The organism is Pseudocitrobacter vendiensis (assembly GCF_943590815.1).
In the GTDB taxonomy this organism is placed as follows: Bacteria; Pseudomonadota; Gammaproteobacteria; order Enterobacterales; family Enterobacteriaceae; genus Pseudocitrobacter; species Pseudocitrobacter vendiensis.
The window spans coordinates 64,176-83,070 of sequence record NZ_CALSBS010000001.1 but is presented as its reverse complement, the minus strand read 5'-3'; the positions used below and the strand labels follow the sequence as shown (position 1 = coordinate 83,070).

Below are 18,895 nucleotides of genomic sequence, written 5' to 3'. Positions count from 1 at the left end.
CTTCAGCACAGCGCGCGGGAAGCCAGCCACTGACGCAGTTGTTTTTTATCGACTTTACCGACGTGGGTCAGCGGCAGTTCATCCACACACTCGACGCGATCCGGCAATTTAAAATCAGCAACGCCCTGCTCACGCAGGAAACGACGAACCTGAACGGCGCGCAGCGGTTCTTTCACCACCAAATACGCGCAGCTTTTTTCCCCCATCAGATCGTCTTCCATGCTGACCAGCGCGGCGTGGACAACCGACTCATGCCTGAGCAGCAGGTTTTCTATCTCTTCGGCGGCGATCTTCTCGCCGCCACGGTTGATCTGATCTTTTTCACGCCCCTGAACGGTGATATAGCCCTCTTCATCAATGGAGATGAGATCGCCGGAACCATAAAAACCGTTAGCATCAAAGGCGCTGGCGTTGTGCTGCGGGCTTTTGTAGTAACCGCGGAAGGTATAGGGCCCACGCGTCATCAGTCGACCGACTTCGCCACGCGGCAGCGGTTCGCCGTTTTCATCAGCCACCCACACTTCATCGTCAGGACACATCGGGCGGCCCTGGGTATTGATGATGCGTTCCAGGGAATCATCCAGCCGGGTGTAGTTCACCAGCCCTTCCGCCATGCCGAAGACTTGCTGTAACTGGCAGCCAATTTCTGCCGGAATACGTGCGGCAAGCGTAGCGGAAAGCCGCGCCCCGCCCACCTGCAGCAGCTTCAGCGAACGCAGCGACGTATTGCTGCCCCACTCGGCGATAGCCTGTAACCACAAGCTGACGGCTGGCGGCACCAGCGCAGCCACATTCACCTGATGCTTTTCAATCAGCGGGAAACAGAGGGTGGCGCTCGGGTCGGCGGCCAGCACTACAGTGCCTTCGGCCAGGAACACACCCAGCGCACCCGGCGAGCTCATGACATAGTTGTGCGCCGATGGAATCGCGCACAGGAAGCGGGTTTCCGGGGTGAAATTGCAGATTTCATTACTGCGGCGAATGCTGTAGTAGTAATCGTTATGCGTACGCGGAATCAGCTTCGGCGTACCGGTGCTGCCGCCGGAAAGCTGGAAGAACGCCACTTCATCGGCAGGCGTAGGCGTGGCGCTGAAGTTATCCGCCGCCTGCGTCAGCGCCGCATCAAGTGAGTGCTCACCTTCCCCGCCACGCAGCAGCACCACACGTACTGATGGATGGGTTTCGATAAAGGTGTTCAGGAAACTGTCATCGGCAAACAGAGCATGGGCGCGGTCGGCAATCAGCAGCGACGGTTCGATTTGATCGGCATAAGCATTCAGCTCGGTGCGCTGATGGCTGAACAGCGCATTCACTGGCGCGACGCCAATCCGCAGCAGCGCAAACAGCGTCATATAGAACTCGACGATATTGCCAAGCTGTACCAGTGCCGTTTCACCCTGTTTCAGCCCCTGGCGCTGAAGCGCCGATGCCAGGTTATCGACCGCCTGATTAAGCTGGCGATAGGTGATTTCACGTTCGCCATCAATGACCGCAACGGCATCGCTATTCGCATGGCGGGTCAAAATATCGGTCAGCGGCAGATCCTGCCAGTAGCCTTTTTCACGGTAGCGTGCCGCCAGGTCCGCTGGCCAGCGGGTAAATTCCACAGACATCGTTGCTCCTTACTGCAAACCAAAAACGTTCAACATGGTGGAAAGCTTCACGCCCGTTTCACGCCACTCCGCTTCGGGAGAAGAAGCAGGCACAATGCCGGCTCCGGCAAACAGACGCACTTTGTTCGCATTCACTTCAGCGCAGCGGATAGTGACCACCCACTCGCCGTTTCCTTCGGCATCGCACCAGCCCACAATGCCGCCGAACAGGTCGCGTTCGAAAGGCTCCAGTTCGGCAATGATTTGCTTCGCCGCCAGATGCGGGAAACCGCTCAGGGCAGGCGTCGGATGCAGCAAGCATGCCAGAGACAGCGCGTTTTCCACCGGATTCGCCTCGCCTTCAATCGGTGTCGCCAGATGCCAAAGGGTTGGTGTGGTAATCAACTGCGGGGTTTCCGGCAGCGACAGCGAGCGGCTGCGTGGTGCCAGCGTGGCTTTCATCGCCTGGGTCACCAGTTCGTGTTCGTGGCGATCTTTTTCCGATGCCAGCAGCTTGTTGCCCGCTTCCCTGTCCAGCACATCATCCGGTTGACGACGCGCGGAACCGGCCAGCGGCAGAGAGCTGAAATGACTCCCCTCTTTACGCAGCAGCAGTTCAGGGCTCGCGCCCAGCAGCACGCCACCGTTCTCCAGCGGCACATGGAAGTTAAAGCTCGCCGGGTTTTGTGCGACCAGGCGCTCCAGCAGTACACCGCTGTCCAGCGGGCGATCGGTGGCGATTTCAATCAGACGCGAGAGCACAACCTTATCGACCTGCGGTGTGACGGTCAGCGCCGCGGCGCGTGCGACCATCTCCATAAACACCGGCTGCTGCGGAATTTCGCGGCGTTCAGTAACGCCAACCGGCGAGGCCGATGCGATATAACGCGCAGAGTGCTGCTTCCCGGTGCGCGAGAAGGATTGCCACTGTTTCGGGATAAAGAGCGAAGAGGGTTGGTTGGTATCGAAAGGGATCGCGCCAACCATCACCGGCTTTTCGATTCCCGCTGCTTTCGCCTCGGCAAATGCGGCGGCAAGTTGTTGCTGGAAAGGACTGTTCAGGGCATCGCCACCCGCCGCCGGGCAGGAAAAACGACGAAAACAACCGGTGGCAGTGAAGCTCCGGTAAGGCGACATAAAGAAGAAGTTATCCGCGCAGAGTGTTTCTTGCTGCTCGTTCGTATCCACAGCCAGTGACGTTTCCATATCATCCTCCAAAAAACGATAAAGATATTACGAATAATTATCATTTATATTTTCGCTCGGTAACCTAAAAGTAAATGCTTCGTATGTCAACTGCACGGGGTAGTAAGTTGTGCTCAATGGACGGCTTTGCCGTACAAATGCGCTAAACCTCGCGCTGTTTACGGTATTTCTTCATGGACTTGCATCCAGCAGGCACAATGATTGAAAATGAGAAGCATTCACCACACCATAAACAGGATACCGCGCTGTGAACTTTTTCTCCCTGCACCACAAAACGTTGCTGTTGTGCTTTGTCAGCCTTTTAGGACTATCCTCAGCTACCGCCGCCGACTGGCCTCGCCAGGTCAGCGACAGCCGTGGCACGCTCACGCTTGAACACAAGCCAGCACGCATTGTCTCCACCAGTGTCACGCTGACCGGTTCATTGCTGGCGATTGATGCGCCGGTGATTGCCAGCGGGGCCACCACGCCGAACAACCGTGTGGCCGACGGTCAGGGTTTCCTGCGTCAGTGGAGCGAGGTGGCGAAACAGCGCAAACTGGCGCGTCTCTATATTGGTGAACCCAGCGCGGAAGCCGTCGCCGCACAAATGCCGGATTTAATTCTGATCAGCGCCACCGGTGGTGACTCGGCGCTGGCGCTCTACGACCAGCTTTCCCCTATCGCGCCCACGCTTATCATCAACTATGACGATAAAAGCTGGCAGGAACTGCTGACGCAGCTTGGGCACATCACCGGCCAGGAAAAAGAAGCGAGCGCCCGTATTGCACGCTTTGATAAAAAACTCGCCGAGGTGAAACAGCACATCACCCTGCCGCCACAGCCGGTGAGCGCCATGGTTTACACTGCCGCCGCGCACAGCGCCAACCTGTGGACGCCGGAGTCGGCGCAGGGCAAGCTGCTGGAACAACTGGGCTTTACGCTTGCGACGCTGCCTGAAGGTTTACACGCCAGCCAGAGTCAGGGGAAACGTCACGATATTATTCAACTTGGCGGGGAAAATCTGGCAACGGGCCTGAACGGCAAAAGCCTGTTCCTGTTCGCGGGTGACCAGAAAGATAGCGATGCTATCTATGCCAACCCCCTGCTATCTCATTTGCCTGCGGTACAGCAAAAGCAGGTTTATGCTTTGGGTACCGAAACCTTCCGACTCGATTACTACAGTGCGATGCTGGTGCTGGAGCGGTTGTCTGCGCTGTTTAGCGCGAAGTAACGTTTTGCCGCATAGCGGCCTGGCAACATGTACGGGTATTACCGGCCGCACCTGCACCTTGTAGGCCCGGTAAGCGCAGCGCCACCGGGCAACCGCACAGAGCGCTTACCCTTCAACAATCACCGGCTGCTGGCGGAAACGTCGCAGCTCGGTCAACAAGCCGAGCAGGATAACGCCAACAATTGCCAGCGCCCAACCGCTGGCGCTGGCCGATGCAATCGGCGTCAGAATTGCCCCTAATCCGCCGAGTAACGCCGCGCCAATGGCATCGCCCGTCACGTTCTGCGCCGTCCATAATCCATTGATACGTCCGAGCATCGATTCCGGCGTTTGCGTCTGAATGAGGGTGTACTGCAACAGCGAGCTAATCGCGCTCAGCCAGCCAAACAGCGCCAGACACACCACGCCCAGTGCCCACATCGGCATCAGCGCAAACAGACCAATCGCCACAAATGCTGCCACGCTAGAAAACAGCATAATGCGCCCAGGCCGCTCATGGCGTGCCAGATTGCCGCTGGTCAGCGCGCCAAACGCCGCGCCCAACGGGATTGCCGCATACAGCAGGCCAATTTGCGCCGCCGACATCTGCCAGTTCAGCGCCAGCGCCGGATAAAGCACACGCACCGCACTCGCCATGGTCAGCAAACCGCCCAGCAGGGCAATGCCGCCAATCAACGGGCTGGCAAGAAGAAAGCGGAACCCCGCCACCAGCGAAGCCAGCGGATGTTCACGCTGCTGTGGCGGAGGGGGCAATTGCGGCAGGCGTAGCAGAGTCAGCGTGGTAATAAAGGTGCCCAGCGCCGCCAGCAGGTAGTTCCAGGAAACGCCCCCGGACGCAAGCAGCAGGCCGCCGACCATCGGGGAAATCACCGAGCCCAGACGCACTGTTAGCATGGTGATCGCCCCGGCCTGCATTAAATTCTCGCGTCCGACCAGCACCGGCGTCGCCGCCAGTAATGCCGTGACACCCAGCGAAGCAAAGAAGCCATCCCACAGTCCCAGCAAATAGATGGCAATTAGCGACGGTTCCGGCAGCAGAGCATTCAGCCACAGGCCAATAAAACCGATGCCGCAGGTACCTCGCGCCAGCAGAATCAACTTGCGGCGCTCGTACCGGTCGGCCAGCACGCCGCCGACCATCAGACCGATAAACATCGCCCCGCCGGTAAGCGTGACGGAAAGCCCCACCTGCCAGGTGGAGTGGGTCATCATTTGGATCTGGACCGGGACGGCAACACCGAGGAGCCCCAGAGAGAGAATAGAGATAAATCGGGCGATAAAAACGGCACGAAAGGCCGGATGCGTTTTGAGCAGGCTAAGGTTCAGCAGCCAGGATTGTCGATTCATTACAGCGCCTTGATGCTTTTTTTTCATACCATTTTCGTGGGCGCACATGCTAACATAAACGAATAAGATAGATAACGATAATTACTATCATTATCAACTTCAGGGATGTGTTATGTCGTTTTCCACTACCGCGCTGCGCGCCGTTGCGCTGCCCGGTTTGTTTTTGCTGCTACTTCTCGCAGTAACACTCAGCTTACTTATCGGCGCGAAAGCGCTTCCTGTTTCCGTGGTTGTCGATGCCTTTAGCGGCACCTGTCAGAGTGCGGACTGCACTATCGTGCTTGATGCCCGTCTACCCCGTACACTGGCTGGATTACTGGTGGGCGGCGCGCTGGGCCTGGCCGGAGCATTGATGCAAACGCTCACCCGTAACCCGCTGGCAGACCCCGGCCTGCTCGGCGTCAACGCCGGGGCCAGTTTTGCCATCGTGCTGGGTGCAGCACTACTTGGCATTGCCTCACCGGAACAGCAACTGGTCATGGCCTTTTGCGGCGCGTTTGTCGCGTCATTGATTGTGGCCTTTACCGGCAGTCAGGGCGGCGGCCAGTTGAGCCCCGTTCGCCTGACGCTGGCGGGTGTCGCGCTGGCGGCGGTGCTCGAAGGCTTAACCAGCGGCATCGCTCTCCTCAACCCTGACGTATACGACCAACTGCGCTTCTGGCAAGCGGGCTCGCTGGAAATCCGCACTTTTACCACCCTGAAAGTGGTACTGGTCCCGGTACTCATTGCCGGGATCGCCGCCCTGATGCTCAGCCGGGCGCTGAACAGCCTGAGTCTCGGCACCGACACCGCCACCGCTCTCGGCAGCAAAGTGGCGCGCACACAAATTTTCGGTCTGTTGATCATCACCGTCCTGTGCGGCAGCGTCACGGCGGTTGTTGGTCCGATCGCCTTTATTGGCCTGATGATGCCGCATATTTCTCGCTGGCTGGTAGGGGCCGATCACCGGAGATCGTTGCCTGTTACGTTGCTGGCAACCCCTTCCCTGCTGCTATTCGCCGATATTATGGGCCGCTTAATTGTGCCCGGTGAGATGCGCGTCTCGGTCGTCAGCGCCTTTATCGGTGCGCCGGTGCTTATCTTCCTGGTGCGTCGCCAGCGCGCGGGAGGTGGCCGATGATAACCCCGTCTCGTCGTTTAGTGACAACCTGCCTGCTACTGGCGGCCGCTTGTCTGTTGGTGATGTTCTGGAGTCTTCGCAGCGGTGCGGTCACCCTGGAGTTTAGCCAGGTGATCTCCGCGTTATTTGGCGATGCTCCACGCGCTATCACCATGGTGGTGACCGAATGGCGTCTTCCGCGGGTGATCATGGCGCTGGTCATTGGCGCAGCGCTCGGCGTCAGCGGCGCTATCTTTCAATCGCTGATGCGTAACCCGCTCGGCAGCCCCGACGTCATGGGCTTTAATACCGGCGCATGGAGTGGCGTACTGGTCGCCATGGTGTTCTTCGATCAGCACCTCACCGCCATTGCGGTCGCCGCGATGGCGGGCGGTGTTCTGACCGCATTGATTGTCTGGCTGCTGGCCTGGCGTGACGGAATTGATACCTTCCGGCTTATTATCATTGGCATCGGCGTGCGAGCCATGTTGATGGCCTTCAATACCTGGCTGCTGTTACGCGCGTCACTGGAAACCGCGATTTCCGCCGGGCTGTGGTATGCGGGCTCGCTCAATGGCCTGACCTGGGCAAAAGCCTGGCCATCGGTGCCGATTATTATCGTAATGCTGGTCTGCGCCGCTCTGCTGGTCCGCCGTCTGCGGTTACTGGAGATGGGTGATGACACCGCCTGCGCGCTTGGCGTTCGCGTAGAATTCTCACGCCTGCTGATGATGTTTGTTGCCGTCATCCTGACCGCGGCATCCACTGCGCTGGCAGGGCCAATTTCCTTTATCGCACTGGTTGCGCCGCACATCGCCCGTCGCCTCAGCGGCACGGCGCGCTGGGGTCTGATGCAGGCAGCACTGTGTGGCGCCCTGCTGTTATCCGCTGCCGATTTTTGCGCGCAGCAGCTGTTCCTGCCTTATCAGCTTCCGGTTGGCGTCGTGACCGTCAGCCTGGGCGGTATTTACCTCATTGTGTTGCTTATTCAGGAGTCCCGCAAAAAATGACCGTTTCTCAGCCCCGTTTACGCGGTGAACAGTTAACACTGGCCTATGGCAAAAAGACGATTGCGGAAAACCTTAACGTCACCATTCCCAACGGCCATTTCACCGCCATTATAGGCCCCAACGGCTGCGGCAAATCTACGCTACTGCGCACGCTCAGCCGTTTGATGACGCCCACGCAGGGGCATGTTTTTCTCGATGGTGAGCACATACAGCATTATGCCAGTAAAGAAGTGGCGCGTCGCATTGGGTTACTGGCGCAAAACGCCACCACGCCTGGCGATATCACCGTACAGGAACTGGTCGCGCGCGGGCGCTATCCGCATCAGCCGCTGTTTACCCGCTGGCGTGAGGAGGATGAACGTGCCGTGGCGAACGCGATGCAGGCCACTGGCGTGACAAATCTCGCCAGTCAAAGCGTCGATACGCTTTCGGGGGGTCAACGCCAGCGCGTGTGGATAGCAATGGTGCTGGCGCAGGAAACGGCCATTATGCTGCTGGATGAGCCGACCACCTGGCTTGATATTAGCCATCAAATCGACCTGCTGGAGCTACTAAGCGAACTCAATCGCCAACAGGGTTACACGCTGGCGGCCGTATTGCACGACCTCAATCAGGCCTGCCGTTACGCCACACATTTAATTGCATTGAAGGAAGGAAAGATTGTAGCGGAAGGCGCTCCGGGTGAAATCGTCACCGCAGAGCTTATTGAGCAGGTTTACGGTTTAAAATGCCTGATCATTGAAGACCCGGTCGCCGGAACACCGTTGGTAGTGCCGCTAGGGCGAACGGGGCGCACCTGAGATTTGCCCAGTGGCGCTGCGCTTACCGGGCCTACGTGAGTGTAGATTGGTAGACCGGATGCACCGCATCCGGCAAATGCTCATTACGCTAACTGCTCTTCCAGCGGCGATGCTTCTTCAAGCTTGCGGGAAAGCAGTGCATTTTGCAGCAACACCGCACCGCAGCCCACCATCCCACCAACCAGCCCAGCCAACAGGATAATCAGCGATTTCCCCGGGCCATCTTTCTTCACCGGTAAGGACGGAGTAAGCTGATATTTAAACGGCTCAAACGATACATCAGAGATATTCAGCGCCGTTAACTGCTGGACATGATATTGCAGGTTACGCAGGTCACCGTTAATATCCGCAAGATCCGTCACGGCCTTTTCAATCTGCAGTTTTTTCGCAATACCATCGGCACCTAATGCAATAGAAAAATCAGGATCGTCTTTAACTGCCTGACCATTACTGTATACCGGTTTAGCAATGCCCGCTGCGGTCGCAATCTCCAGCGAATAGTGCAGACGATTAATCTTCGCATCGAGCTGGTTCTTTAATTTTATCAGCTCCAGCGCCAGTTTTTCTTTCTCGAAATGGGTTTTAATATCGAGACGGTTGCGCATATCGTCCAGCGTCTCTTTCACCACTATCGCTGAGATATAGTCGATATACCCCTTAAGAACCTTCTGCGCTTCTTCCGGATTTGGTCCGGTAAAGCTCAGCGTCCAGGAGGTGAATAGCGCCGGCTCATTCTTTTTACCGAAGTTGTTATCTACCGCTTTCATTTTGTCGCTGAGGCCAACAATGGCACGGTGCAGATCCAGCGGGTCAATATCGGCCCCTTTCAGCTGGTCCATAATTACCGGTGATGTGCGCAGATACTCTTCCAGCAGCGAAAGTGAGTTAAATTTCTTTATGAACTGGGTGAACACATCGGATTTTTTGACGCTGACATCAACGTCCAGCACGCGTAATGCCACCAGCGTCCTCTCAAGCTCCTGCCACTGGCTCGGTTCGGCTGTTGTGATTACCGCCTGACTGGTCCATTTTTGCGGCAGAAGAAACGATGCTAATAGCCCTACGACGGCAAATCCAAAAGCGATAGCAATGATGCGTGTTTTCGCGCGCCATAAAATATCCAACAAGTGGAGCAAATCAATTTCTTTACTGTTTGATGAGAGCGCCGGATAGGAAGAGAAGTCTGAATCTTTGTTAGGTTTTATATTGAGTGATGACATGCTGTATGTCCTGCAGCGGTTCTGATAGATAACATCCCGACAACATAATAGCAGAACTTCAGATTAATCCTACTCAAAATTGCTTATATTGTAATCACGCTACCAATAATGGCAGGAAACCCCTTCACATTGTTATGACTATGTAACAAAACAACACCAGCCAAAATATAACGAATACTAATAATTCATCTTAAAAATAATACTTCAAAAAGTGTCACTGCACTCAAATACTAACAGCGTGAATAGTCCGTGACTTGATTCACATTTTTATAGATTCGATCCCCTTCCGGAATGCTTTCAAATTGAGCCCTTCATCCTGGAAAGATAAAATTAGCAAAATAGTGACGATTCCCTTCAGCTATTTCATTAACAGTACCATCACATTAAGGTTTAAGTGGATAGATAATAATGAAAATAGTATTTATCGGTGAAGCTATTTCAGGTTTTGGCGGAATGGAAACGGTGATTCGAAATGTCATCCAGACATTAAGCGCCGCACCATTTTCTGCGCAATGTAAAATATTTTTCACCTGTCGTAAAAATGACATGGATAAGAAATGGCTTAAAGATATTGATGCTCATTACTCTATTTCAGGTATCAAACTCTCCCCCTTACGCAGGGCAAAGCACCTTCATGCCTTGAGTGCATGGCTCTCAGATGAACAACCTGATGTCGTTATCGCTATCGACCCGCTATCGTGTCTGTATGCCAGTAAGGCGCGCTTGAAAATGAACGGCGACTTCACGCTATTTTCCTGGCCACATTTTTCGCTGGATCATAAAAAACACGCAAAATATATCACCTGCGCCGATGAGCATCTGGCTATCAGTTGCGGCATCCGCCAGCAGATGATTAAACGCGGTATACCTGAAAAGAATATTCACGTTATTTACAACCCAACTGATAAAAGCCCAATTATTATTCCCAGGCAGCGTCAGGATGATATTTCCACATTTATCTATATAGGTAGATTAAAATTTGAAGGACAGAAACGGGTAAAAGATTTACTCGACAGTTTCTCCCGCGTTCCCGGTCGCTGGAAATTACATATTATCGGCGACGGCTCTGACAGCGATCGCTGCAAAACCTATGCACAGGAGTTATGTATTGCGAATCGAATTACCTGGCATGGCTGGCAGGCGCAACCGTGGAAAGTGGTGCAGGAAGAGATTGGCCAGGTTACTGCGTTGCTGCTGACCTCCTCTTTTGAAGGTTTCCCGATGACGCTACTGGAAGCGATGGCACGCGGCATTCCTTGCATCAGTTCAGACTGCGTCTCCGGGCCGGGCGATATCATCATTCCCGGCGTGAATGGTTGCCTCTATCCGCCAGACGAACAGTCAGAACTTTCAGCAATCCTTTCAGCCATGTTAAGCGGTGAGATAACATTCGACCACGCGGCTATTCCGGCCACCATCGACGCGTTTTATGCAGATAATTACTATCGCAGACTAAGTGACATCCTGTTTTCTCGTTCACTTTCGCCTTCTCTTTCATTTCACGAAAGCAAAAAACAGCGCACGCGACTGACTACCGCACTTAACTGATGCCCTCCCCCGAAAGGGAGGGTAAGCGGTTAGTGTTTGCCAAGGATACGCTTCAGAACCGGGCCAATCGTCACAAACGCCTGCGGCGAGATAATATCGACGTGGGCGCAATCCTGACGGTAAACCTCCAGCTCACCGACCCACGGCGCCCAGGTCTGCTGGGGGTCCATGCCTTCCGGTAGGGTGCGTTCAGCCACAAACAGCGTCGCTTTGCCATCGAAACTGGCGCTATGCGCGGTGGTGAGCAACCTCACCGCATCGGCATAGTTGCCTTCGATAGCGTTAAACAGTTCGCCAGAAGCTTGCCCCTGCTGGGCGGCAAGAAACGCTTCACGCTCGCGGGCAATCTCAGCCAACACTTCCGGATCCAGACCGTTGGCTTCTTTCTCCGACCAGTTTTGCGTTTCCGGCGGCCAGGTATCGAGTAATCCCAGGAATGCCACCGCTTCGCCACGCGCACGCAGCCGCGCAGCAATGCCCTGCGCCAGCGTGCCGCCCAGCGAATAACCGAACAGATAGTATGGCCCATGCGGTTGCTGTGCCAGCAGCGTGGCAAGATGATGGTCGCAAACCTCGTCCAGGGTCGCCGCCTGCTCCATCGGCCCTGCCGGGCGCGGGGACTGAATACCCGTTATCGACCAGTTTGCCGGCAGATAACGCGCCAGCACGCTGAATTGCCAGGCAAAACCCGAGGCCGGATGGAAACAGAACAGCGTTGGACCGTGGCTCTCACGCAGCGGAAGCAGGGTTTCATAACCCAGACGCTGCGCCTGTTCGTCATTTTCAGCAGCCAGCAGCGCGCTCAGTTTGCTCACCGTAGAGGCCACCATGACCTGCCCCGGCGTCACCTGACGCCCGGTTTGCTGACTCAGCTGCGCGGCAAGACGCATCGCCAGCAGCGAATGCCCGCCCAGCGCGAAGAAATCGGCTTCCACATCTGTAATCTCGCAACCGAGAAGCGTGCCGAAGGCCTGTGCCACCACCGTTTCCGTGCCAGGCAACGGCGCGCGGCTTTGCGTGCTCACGGTCAATTGCGGCAGCGGCAGGGCTTTACGATCAAGCTTCCCGTTGGCGCTCAGCGGCAGAGAATCCAGTTGAAGCAACACAACCGGCACCATATGCGGCGGCAGTTGTTCACGCAGCTGCGCCAGTAAGACATCCCGATCCAGCGGTAAACCTGATTCCGAAACCAAATAGCCGACCAGCTGACGCGCGTCGCCGCCGGTGGCTGCCGCCTGGTTGATGACGCAGGCATGGGTGACCGCCTGCGCCACATCCGGCAGGCTTTGCATCACGCGGTCAATTTCACCCAGCTCAATACGCTGGCCGCGAATTTTCAGCTGATCGTCACTGCGCCCCAGGTACTCCACCGCGCCGTTTTCCAGCCATCGCGCGACATCCCCGGTGCGGTACATGCGCTCGCCAGGCGCAAATGGATCGGCGATAAAGCGGCTGGCGGTAAGATCGGGTCGCCCCAGATAGCCTTGCGCCAGTTGCATGCCGGTCAGATAAAGATCGCCCGCAATCCCCATCGGTACCGGACGCATCATCGCATCAAGAATGCGTAACCCGGTATTCCAGACCGGATAGCCAATCGGCACGCTGTTGCCGGTAGTATTCGCCAGTTCTGCGCCAAACGCCGGATACCAACTGACGTCCACGGCGGCTTCCGTCGGGCCATAAAGATTGTGCAGCGGCGCGTGCGTAAGCTGTTCCCACTCGCGGCAAAGTTGCGCAGGCAGCGCTTCGCCGCTACAGAACACGCGCTTGAGCGTACGGCAACACGTTGCCGTTTCCGGCGTCAGCGAGGCGACAAACGCCGCCAGCATTGACGGCACAAAGTGGGTGGTGGTAACGCCATATTCCGCGAAGAATTGCTGCATCGCCTGCGGGTCACGATGCGCTTCCGGTTCGGCCATCACCAGTTTTGCGCCGGTAATAAACGGCCACCAGAACTCCCATACCGAGACATCAAAACTGCACGGCGTTTTCTGCGCCACCACGTCATCCGCGCCAAGGGGATAGTGATCCTGCATCCACAGCAGGCGGTTAACGATGGCTTCATGGCCCACCATCACACCTTTTGGTCTGCCTGTCGAGCCTGAGGTAAAAATGATATAGGCCGTCTGCTGCGGCGTGGTGATCGCCAGCGGTTCATCACCATCTACCGGCAGCGGTTCGTTGTAGCAAAGGCTTTCGATGTTCGGGAAACGATGACGCTGATCGGCTGAGGTGATCAGCAGTTTCGGTTTCGCATCTTCCAGCATCATGTGCAGACGATCGTCCGGGTAGCCTGTATCGAGCGGCAGCCATGCGGCTCCCGCTTCCACGATACCGTGCAACGCCAGCGTCAGGAACACTGAACGCGGCAGCGCAACTGCGACACTGTCGCCTGGCTGAACGCCGTGAGCGCGTAATAACCGCGCAAGAGCCAGCGTCTGCTCACGCAATTCACGATAGCTAAATTGATAGCGTACATCCGCCAGCGCCGGGGCGTCTGGCGTTTTTGCCGCCTGCTCCGCCACCAGCGAATTCAGCGTGGCCGCCGGGATCGCCTGCGCGGTGGCATTAATTTTTTCTAACTGCGCGTATTCGTCGTCAGAGAGCAGATCCGCATCGCCACAGGCCAACGCCGGGTTATCGGCAAACTGCTGCAATAAAGCACTCAGGCGCGCGATGTGACGTTTCAGCGTCGGCTCATCGTAGCGTTGTTGATTTGCCAGGACTTCCAGCGTCAGGCCGCCCGACTCATCCGGGAACAGCGCCAACTCCAGATCATTCACCGGGCCGGTCGCCAGCGTATGGGTCGTCGCCTGTATGTCGGTGAACGCCAGATGGTAATCAAACACTTTGACGTTAAAGACCGGGCCGAACAGCGGTTCATCGCCCGCTGCGCGACCGCTGTCGCGCACAATCTGCTCAGCATCGTAACGCTGATGACGACGCATTTTCTTCAGTTGCCCGGAAAGGCGAACCGCCAGTTCTGCCAGCGTTTCTTTGCCGTTCAAGGTAACGGAGAGCGGCAACACATTCAGCACGGGTCCGGTGGCGGTTAACGCCGCGGACCCCATGCGACGCATAAAGATAAACCCGGCGGCAAAGTCGCTGCGCCCGCATAAACGCCCAAGCCAGAGTGCGCTCAATGCCAGCGCCAAATCAGCGCGCTGGCACTGCGGCGCCGAGGCCGCCAGGCGAGAAAACGCGTGGCGATCGGCGGTCAGTTTCAACCGCCAGATATCGGTGGTTTCCGCACGCCCCGGGAGCGGAGCGGGCGAGAGAGAGACCGGTGACGGCAGTGATTGACGCTGCTCGCGCCAGAATGCACCATCACGCTGATACGCCTCGCTTTCCCGATATCGTTGGTATTCCTCCACCACCTCCGCAAACGGGGTAAATGGCGATTCCGGCGTCGGTTCGCCCTGTAGCCATGCGCGGTAAATTTCGCTGATTTGACGGGTAATCGCCGGGAAACTGAAGCCATCCACCAGCAAATGATGATAACGCTGATACCAGTACCAGCGGCGATCGCCGACGCGATAAAGCTGATGACACAGCAATGGATTACCGCTTTCCAGACGCAGGTTCTGCGCAAGGTCGTCCTGCATCAGGGTCATGGCGGCCTGGTGCGGGTCGGCATCAGCGCGAAGATCGCGTATATCAGGCGTGGTGAACGTCAGGCTGTCATCGACCTGCTGCCACGGCTCGCCGTTGTCTTCGCCAAAGCGCATACGTAATGTATCCGCCTGATTCACCCCGACGACAATCGCACGTGCCAGCAGTTCGCCATTGACTTCACCTTCCAGCTCAACGTAATGCGCCACGCTCCAGGCATTCGGTAACGTTGAGAGTTTTTCCGCCATCCAGATCCCCGGTTGCGCGGCAACTAACGGTAAACGCGGGCTCATGCAGCCCCCTTCTCAGACGCATAATGCGACGGGGTAAGCGTTGACCAGTTATCCATCAGCCAGGCATTACAGGCATCAACAGATTGCGGCTCGCTAATCACGCGCCAGCCCTCGGGCAGCGCGCACTGGGCAGGCCACAGGCTGAATTGTTGCTGTTCATTTTGCAGAAGATAAAACTGCCCTTGCACATCGTCGAAGGGGTTACTGACTTGCATACCAAACTCCTGTCGTTAATCGTGCTTTGCTAGTCGGCGTGAACCAAAGGTTCCCAGAGCGTCATCAGCCCTGCGGTTAACCCGCCACGCCAGCAAAGCGCATCATGCCCGCCGTCAACCTGACGCCAGAAAATCGACTGCTGTGTTTGCTGTAGTTGTGATAAAAGCGCCTGATTGGCACGAAAGATGATCGGCTCACGCACGCCGGCTTCCAGCACGATGCGCAATCCTGTTGGCTGTATCTCGCCGCTTTTGAGGCGTTGCAAAATCAGCCCTTCTTCCTGGCCGCCTCGATGCGGCCACCAGTACGATCCCGACTGGCTTAAGACGCAGCCAAAACGCTCTGGCCAGTAAAGCCCGGCGTAGAGCGACGCGAGGCCGCCGAAGCTCTGTCCGGCCACCACGGTGCGATCGGCGCGATCGCTAAACGACACAATGGCCTGTACCTGTGGCAGAAGTTCCTGTTGTAGCGCCTGCCAGAATGCCGGGTTGCAGGGCAGTTCAACGCTGCGGTGCGCATTGTCGATCACGTCGATCAGCAGATAGACCGCGGGCGGCAGTTTTCCAGACTGGGTTAACGCTGTCAGTGCCGGCCAAACGGGCATGCTTTCTGCCCAAAACTGGCCATCGAGTAATACCGCCAGCGGCCTGTCGCTGGCATCGGCTTCGCCTGTGGTAAAAATCCATACCCGCCGCGTGTTGTTCAGTTTGCTGCTACGCCACTCAATACACAGCGGCACGTTCCACGCGGTAGCCGGAGCAGACCAACCGGGTTGTTCTGGGGCCTCGGGCATTTCCAGCGCCGATACCGCATGCCCGCGCCCGCCCTTCCAGCTTTGTGGATTCAGCGGGTCCGCCACCGCACGCGGCAGGAGCTTGCGCCAGCCTTCGCGCAGCAGCGTGCGATCCGGCTCGCTTTGGCTAAAAATTGCCGCCGGAAAATCATCTTCGCGTGCAGAAGGCGCAAAGCAGTAGCTTCCTCGCCAGGTGGCGGGAAGGGTCGTTTTCCAGAACCAGGCATCAGTATGAGGCAGGCGTTCCAGCGTCTGTGGTGCTGAGTTGTGGTGATGATCGGTGACGCCGGTGATGTAAATCCACACCCGACGAACAGGGGATGTTTGCGCGGTGCCATTAGGATCGCGCCACCAGAATGTCACCTGATAGCGATCGCCAACTCGTTCAAATTGCGGGCCTTTTATTGTCGCCCACCAGGCATCGCTTCCTGCTGCTAACTTCTCCGTCACGTTAACCCCATGTTTAGTGTGGAATTTTTTGTTACAAGTGAAAATCTATTGATAATATTATTGATAACTATTTGCATTTGCAATAACGTATTGGCGCGCAAGAGATGTCTTTCAAAATAAAAGATTTGTCAGGAACCGCTTTCTTCCCCATGGACGGCAGCTTTCGCAGTTCCCTGACACAACTCATGCCGCCTCTCCTCCCCGTGGGAATGGAGCAAGTGGAGAGAACGGCGAAGAAAAGCAGGATTAGTGATGAATAACAAGATCAAATCCCTGGCCTTACTGGTCAATTTGGGTATCTACGGCGTCGCCTTCCCCCTCAACGCCGCAGAGACCGCCTCCACCAGCGAAACCGAATCAACTGGCGAGACGATGGTCGTTACCGCCGCGCAGCAGAACCTGCAGGCTCCCGGTGTTTCCACCATTACCGCTGATGAAATCCGTAAAAATCCGGTGGCGCGCGATGTGTCGGAAATCATCCGTACCATGCCGGGCGTCAACCTGACCGGTAACTCCACCAGCGGCCAGCGCGGTAATAATCGCCAGATTGATATTCGCGGGATGGGCCCGGAAAACACCCTGATCCTGATTGATGGTAAACCTGTCAGCAGCCGTAACTCTGTTCGTCAGGGCTGGCGCGGCGAGCGTGATACCCGTGGCGACACCAACTGGGTGCCGCCGGAAATGATCGAACGTATTGAAGTCATCCGTGGTCCGGCAGCGGCCCGTTATGGTAACGGCGCAGCGGGCGGCGTGGTGAATATCATCACTAAGAAAGGCGGCAATGAGTGGCACGGGTCGTGGGATACCTACTTCAACGTGCCGGAACACAAAGACGAAGGCGCCACCAAGCGTACCAACTTTAGCCTGAGCGGCCCGATGGGCGGCGATTTCAGTTTCCGTCTGTACGGTAACCTGGATAAGACCCAGGCGGATGCGTGGGATATTAACAAAGGGCATCAGTCTGAACGTACCGGCATTTACTCCAGCACGTTGCCAGCAGGGCGTGAAGGCGTCATCAACAAAGATATCAACGGCCAGGTGCGTTGGGACTTTGCGCCAATGCAGTCTCTGGAATTCGAAGCGGGCTACAGCCGTCAGGGCAACCTGTATGCGGGTGATACTCAGAACACCAACAGCAACCAGTTGGTGAAAGATAACTACGGCAAAGAGACGAACCGTCTCTACCGTCAGAACTACTCTGTCACCTGGAACGGCGGCTGGGATAACGGCATTACCACCAGCAACTGGGTACAGTACGAACACACCCGCAACTCCCGTAAAGGTGAAGGTCTGGCGGGCGGTACGGAAGGGATCTTCTCCACGAACGACTATGTAAATATCGATCTGGCCGATCTGATGTTACACAGCGAAGTAAGCATTCCGCTCGACCTGCTGGTTAATCAGAACCTGACGCTGGGCACCGAATGGAACCAGCAACGCATGAAGGATTTAGGCTCTAATACGCAAAGCTTTATGGGTGGCGATGTTCCTGGCGCAACCAGCACTAACCGTAGCCCTTACTCGCAGGCGGAGATTTTCTCTCTGTTTGCCGAAGACAACATTGAGCTGACAGATAGCACCATGCTGACGCCAGCGCTGCGTTTTGACCACCACACCATTGTCGGCAATAACTGGAGCCCATCGCTGAACCTGTCTCAGGGTCTGGGCGATGACTTCACGCTGAAAATGGGTATCGCGCGTGCTTACAAAGCGCCGAGCCTGTATCAGACTAACCCTAACTACATTCTCTACAGCAAAGGTCAGGGTTGCTACGCCAGCGGCGGCGCCTGCTATTTGCAGGGTAACGACGACCTGAAAGCAGAAACCAGTATCAACAAAGAGATTGGTCTGGAGTTCAAACGTGACGGCTGGCTGGCGGGCGTGACCTGGTTCCGTAACGATTACCGCGACAAAATAGAAGCGGGTTACTCTGCGGTTTCCAGCAACGCCAGCGGTACCGATATCTACAAATGGGAAAACGTGCCAAAAGCCGTGGTTGAAGGCCTGGAAGGAACGTTGAACATTCCGGTTAGCGAAACCGTTAACTGGACCAACAACATCACCTATATGCTGCAAAGTAAGAACAAAGAGACTGGCGATCGCCTGTCCATCATTCCGGAGTACACGCTAAACTCAACCCTGAGCTGGCAGGTACATCAGGATGTCTCTTTACAGTCTACCTTCACCTGGTACGGCAAGCAGGAGCCGAAGAAATACAACTATAAGGGACAACCAGCCGTTGGTCCGGAGACGAAAGAAGTCAGCCCGTATAGCATTGTTGGCCTGAGCGCGACCTGGGATGTGACCAAAAACGTCAGCCTGACCAGCGGCGTGGATAACGTCTTCGATAAACGCCACTGGCGTGAAGGTAATGCCCAGACTACGGGCGGCGCAGCGGGTTATATGTACGGCGCGGGCGCTAATACCTATAACGAATCTGGCCGTACCTGGTTTATGAGCGTGAACACCCACTTCTAATCGTAATAGTGTTCC

The 18,895-nt window shown here is 56.3% G+C and carries 13 protein-coding genes; 6 read left to right on the top strand and 7 right to left on the bottom strand.

Translation table 11 applies throughout. The annotated features are described in order from the left end of the window. Nucleotides 1–2: 2 nt before the first annotated feature. A complete protein-coding gene (gene entE, locus NMC31_RS00345; RefSeq protein WP_253896598.1) occupies nucleotides 3–1,613 on the bottom strand; it encodes a (2,3-dihydroxybenzoyl)adenylate synthase EntE in 1,611 nt (536 codons plus the stop codon). A gap of 9 nt (nucleotides 1,614–1,622) precedes the next feature. Continuing rightward, nucleotides 1,623–2,798 carry an isochorismate synthase EntC gene (gene entC / locus NMC31_RS00340; protein WP_253896597.1) on the bottom strand — a complete coding sequence of 392 codons (1,176 nt, stop codon included), beginning with the start codon at nucleotides 2,796–2,798 and terminating at the stop codon, nucleotides 1,623–1,625. Between the two features lie 247 nt (nucleotides 2,799–3,045). Between entC and fepB the strand changes: the two genes are divergently transcribed. Continuing rightward, entirely contained in the window at nucleotides 3,046–4,011 is a 966-nt protein-coding gene (gene fepB / locus NMC31_RS00335) for a Fe2+-enterobactin ABC transporter substrate-binding protein (RefSeq protein WP_436649062.1), read from the top strand. Nucleotides 4,012–4,116: 105 nt separating this feature from the next. Here the strand turns inward: fepB and entS are convergent, their stop codons facing one another. Then, nucleotides 4,117–5,358 carry an enterobactin transporter EntS gene (entS, locus tag NMC31_RS00330; RefSeq protein ID WP_253896595.1) on the bottom strand — a complete coding sequence of 414 codons (1,242 nt, stop codon included), beginning with the start codon at nucleotides 5,356–5,358 and terminating at the stop codon, nucleotides 4,117–4,119. 112 nt (nucleotides 5,359–5,470) lie between these two features. Between entS and fepD the strand changes: the two genes are divergently transcribed. The 3 genes from fepD to fepC are packed head-to-tail and all read left to right on the top strand — an operon-like array spanning nucleotide 5,471 to nucleotide 8,267. Further along, nucleotides 5,471–6,478, top strand: coding sequence for a Fe(3+)-siderophore ABC transporter permease (fepD, locus tag NMC31_RS00325; RefSeq protein WP_253896593.1), 1,008 nt, complete (start codon nucleotides 5,471–5,473; stop codon nucleotides 6,476–6,478). Next, nucleotides 6,475–7,467 carry an iron-enterobactin ABC transporter permease gene (gene fepG / locus NMC31_RS00320; protein WP_253896591.1) on the top strand — a complete coding sequence of 331 codons (993 nt, stop codon included), beginning with the start codon at nucleotides 6,475–6,477 and terminating at the stop codon, nucleotides 7,465–7,467. The genes fepD and fepG overlap by 4 nt, the downstream gene beginning before the upstream one ends. Further along, nucleotides 7,464–8,267, top strand: a complete 804-nt coding sequence (gene fepC / locus NMC31_RS00315) for an iron-enterobactin ABC transporter ATP-binding protein (RefSeq protein ID WP_253896590.1) — start codon at nucleotides 7,464–7,466, stop codon at nucleotides 8,265–8,267. Before fepG ends, fepC begins: the two co-directional genes overlap by 4 nt. A gap of 83 nt (nucleotides 8,268–8,350) precedes the next feature. Here fepC and wzz(fepE) read toward each other — a convergent pair whose 3' ends face one another. Next, nucleotides 8,351–9,487 carry an LPS O-antigen length regulator Wzz(fepE) gene (wzz(fepE), locus tag NMC31_RS00310; RefSeq protein ID WP_253896587.1) on the bottom strand — a complete coding sequence of 379 codons (1,137 nt, stop codon included), beginning with the start codon at nucleotides 9,485–9,487 and terminating at the stop codon, nucleotides 8,351–8,353. 408 nt (nucleotides 9,488–9,895) lie between these two features. Here wzz(fepE) and waaB point away from each other — a divergent pair, with 408 nt between their 5' ends. Further along, nucleotides 9,896–11,035 carry a lipopolysaccharide 1,6-galactosyltransferase gene (gene waaB, locus NMC31_RS00305; protein ID WP_253896585.1) on the top strand — a complete coding sequence of 380 codons (1,140 nt, stop codon included), beginning with the start codon at nucleotides 9,896–9,898 and terminating at the stop codon, nucleotides 11,033–11,035. 29 nt (nucleotides 11,036–11,064) lie between these two features. Here waaB and entF read toward each other — a convergent pair whose 3' ends face one another. The 3 genes from entF to fes are packed head-to-tail and all read right to left on the bottom strand — an operon-like array spanning nucleotide 11,065 to nucleotide 16,399. Further along, entirely contained in the window at nucleotides 11,065–14,940 is a 3,876-nt protein-coding gene (gene entF, locus NMC31_RS00300; protein ID WP_253896583.1) for an enterobactin non-ribosomal peptide synthetase EntF, read from the bottom strand. After that, complete coding sequence (locus tag NMC31_RS00295) at nucleotides 14,937–15,155, bottom strand: MbtH family protein (protein WP_253896581.1); 219 nt, start codon at nucleotides 15,153–15,155, stop codon at nucleotides 14,937–14,939. The genes entF and NMC31_RS00295 overlap by 4 nt, the downstream gene beginning before the upstream one ends. 29 nt (nucleotides 15,156–15,184) lie before the next feature. Beyond that, nucleotides 15,185–16,399 carry an enterochelin esterase gene (fes, locus tag NMC31_RS00290; RefSeq protein ID WP_253896579.1) on the bottom strand — a complete coding sequence of 405 codons (1,215 nt, stop codon included), beginning with the start codon at nucleotides 16,397–16,399 and terminating at the stop codon, nucleotides 15,185–15,187. Between the two features lie 252 nt (nucleotides 16,400–16,651). On the opposite strand from fes, the gene NMC31_RS00285 reads away from it, so the two are divergent. Further along, complete coding sequence (locus NMC31_RS00285; protein ID WP_253896578.1) at nucleotides 16,652–18,880, top strand: TonB-dependent siderophore receptor; 2,229 nt, start codon at nucleotides 16,652–16,654, stop codon at nucleotides 18,878–18,880. The last annotated feature ends 15 nt before the right edge of the window (nucleotides 18,881–18,895 follow it).

Coding starts and splice junctions, on each gene's coding strand:
- entE (WP_253896598.1), bottom strand. CDS start 1,613: ATGTCTGTGGAATTTACCCGCTGGCCAGCGGACCTGGCGGCACGCTAC.
- fepG (WP_253896591.1), top strand. CDS start 6,475: ATGATAACCCCGTCTCGTCGTTTAGTGACAACCTGCCTGCTACTGGCG.
- NMC31_RS00285 (WP_253896578.1), top strand. CDS start 16,652: ATGAATAACAAGATCAAATCCCTGGCCTTACTGGTCAATTTGGGTATC.
- entF (WP_253896583.1), bottom strand. CDS start 14,940: ATGAGCCCGCGTTTACCGTTAGTTGCCGCGCAACCGGGGATCTGGATG.
- waaB (WP_253896585.1), top strand. CDS start 9,896: ATGAAAATAGTATTTATCGGTGAAGCTATTTCAGGTTTTGGCGGAATG.
- entS (WP_253896595.1), bottom strand. CDS start 5,358: ATGAATCGACAATCCTGGCTGCTGAACCTTAGCCTGCTCAAAACGCAT.
- fepC (WP_253896590.1), top strand. CDS start 7,464: ATGACCGTTTCTCAGCCCCGTTTACGCGGTGAACAGTTAACACTGGCC.
- fepD (WP_253896593.1), top strand. CDS start 5,471: ATGTCGTTTTCCACTACCGCGCTGCGCGCCGTTGCGCTGCCCGGTTTG.
- NMC31_RS00295 (WP_253896581.1), bottom strand. CDS start 15,155: ATGCAAGTCAGTAACCCCTTCGACGATGTGCAAGGGCAGTTTTATCTT.
- entC (WP_253896597.1), bottom strand. CDS start 2,798: ATGGAAACGTCACTGGCTGTGGATACGAACGAGCAGCAAGAAACACTC.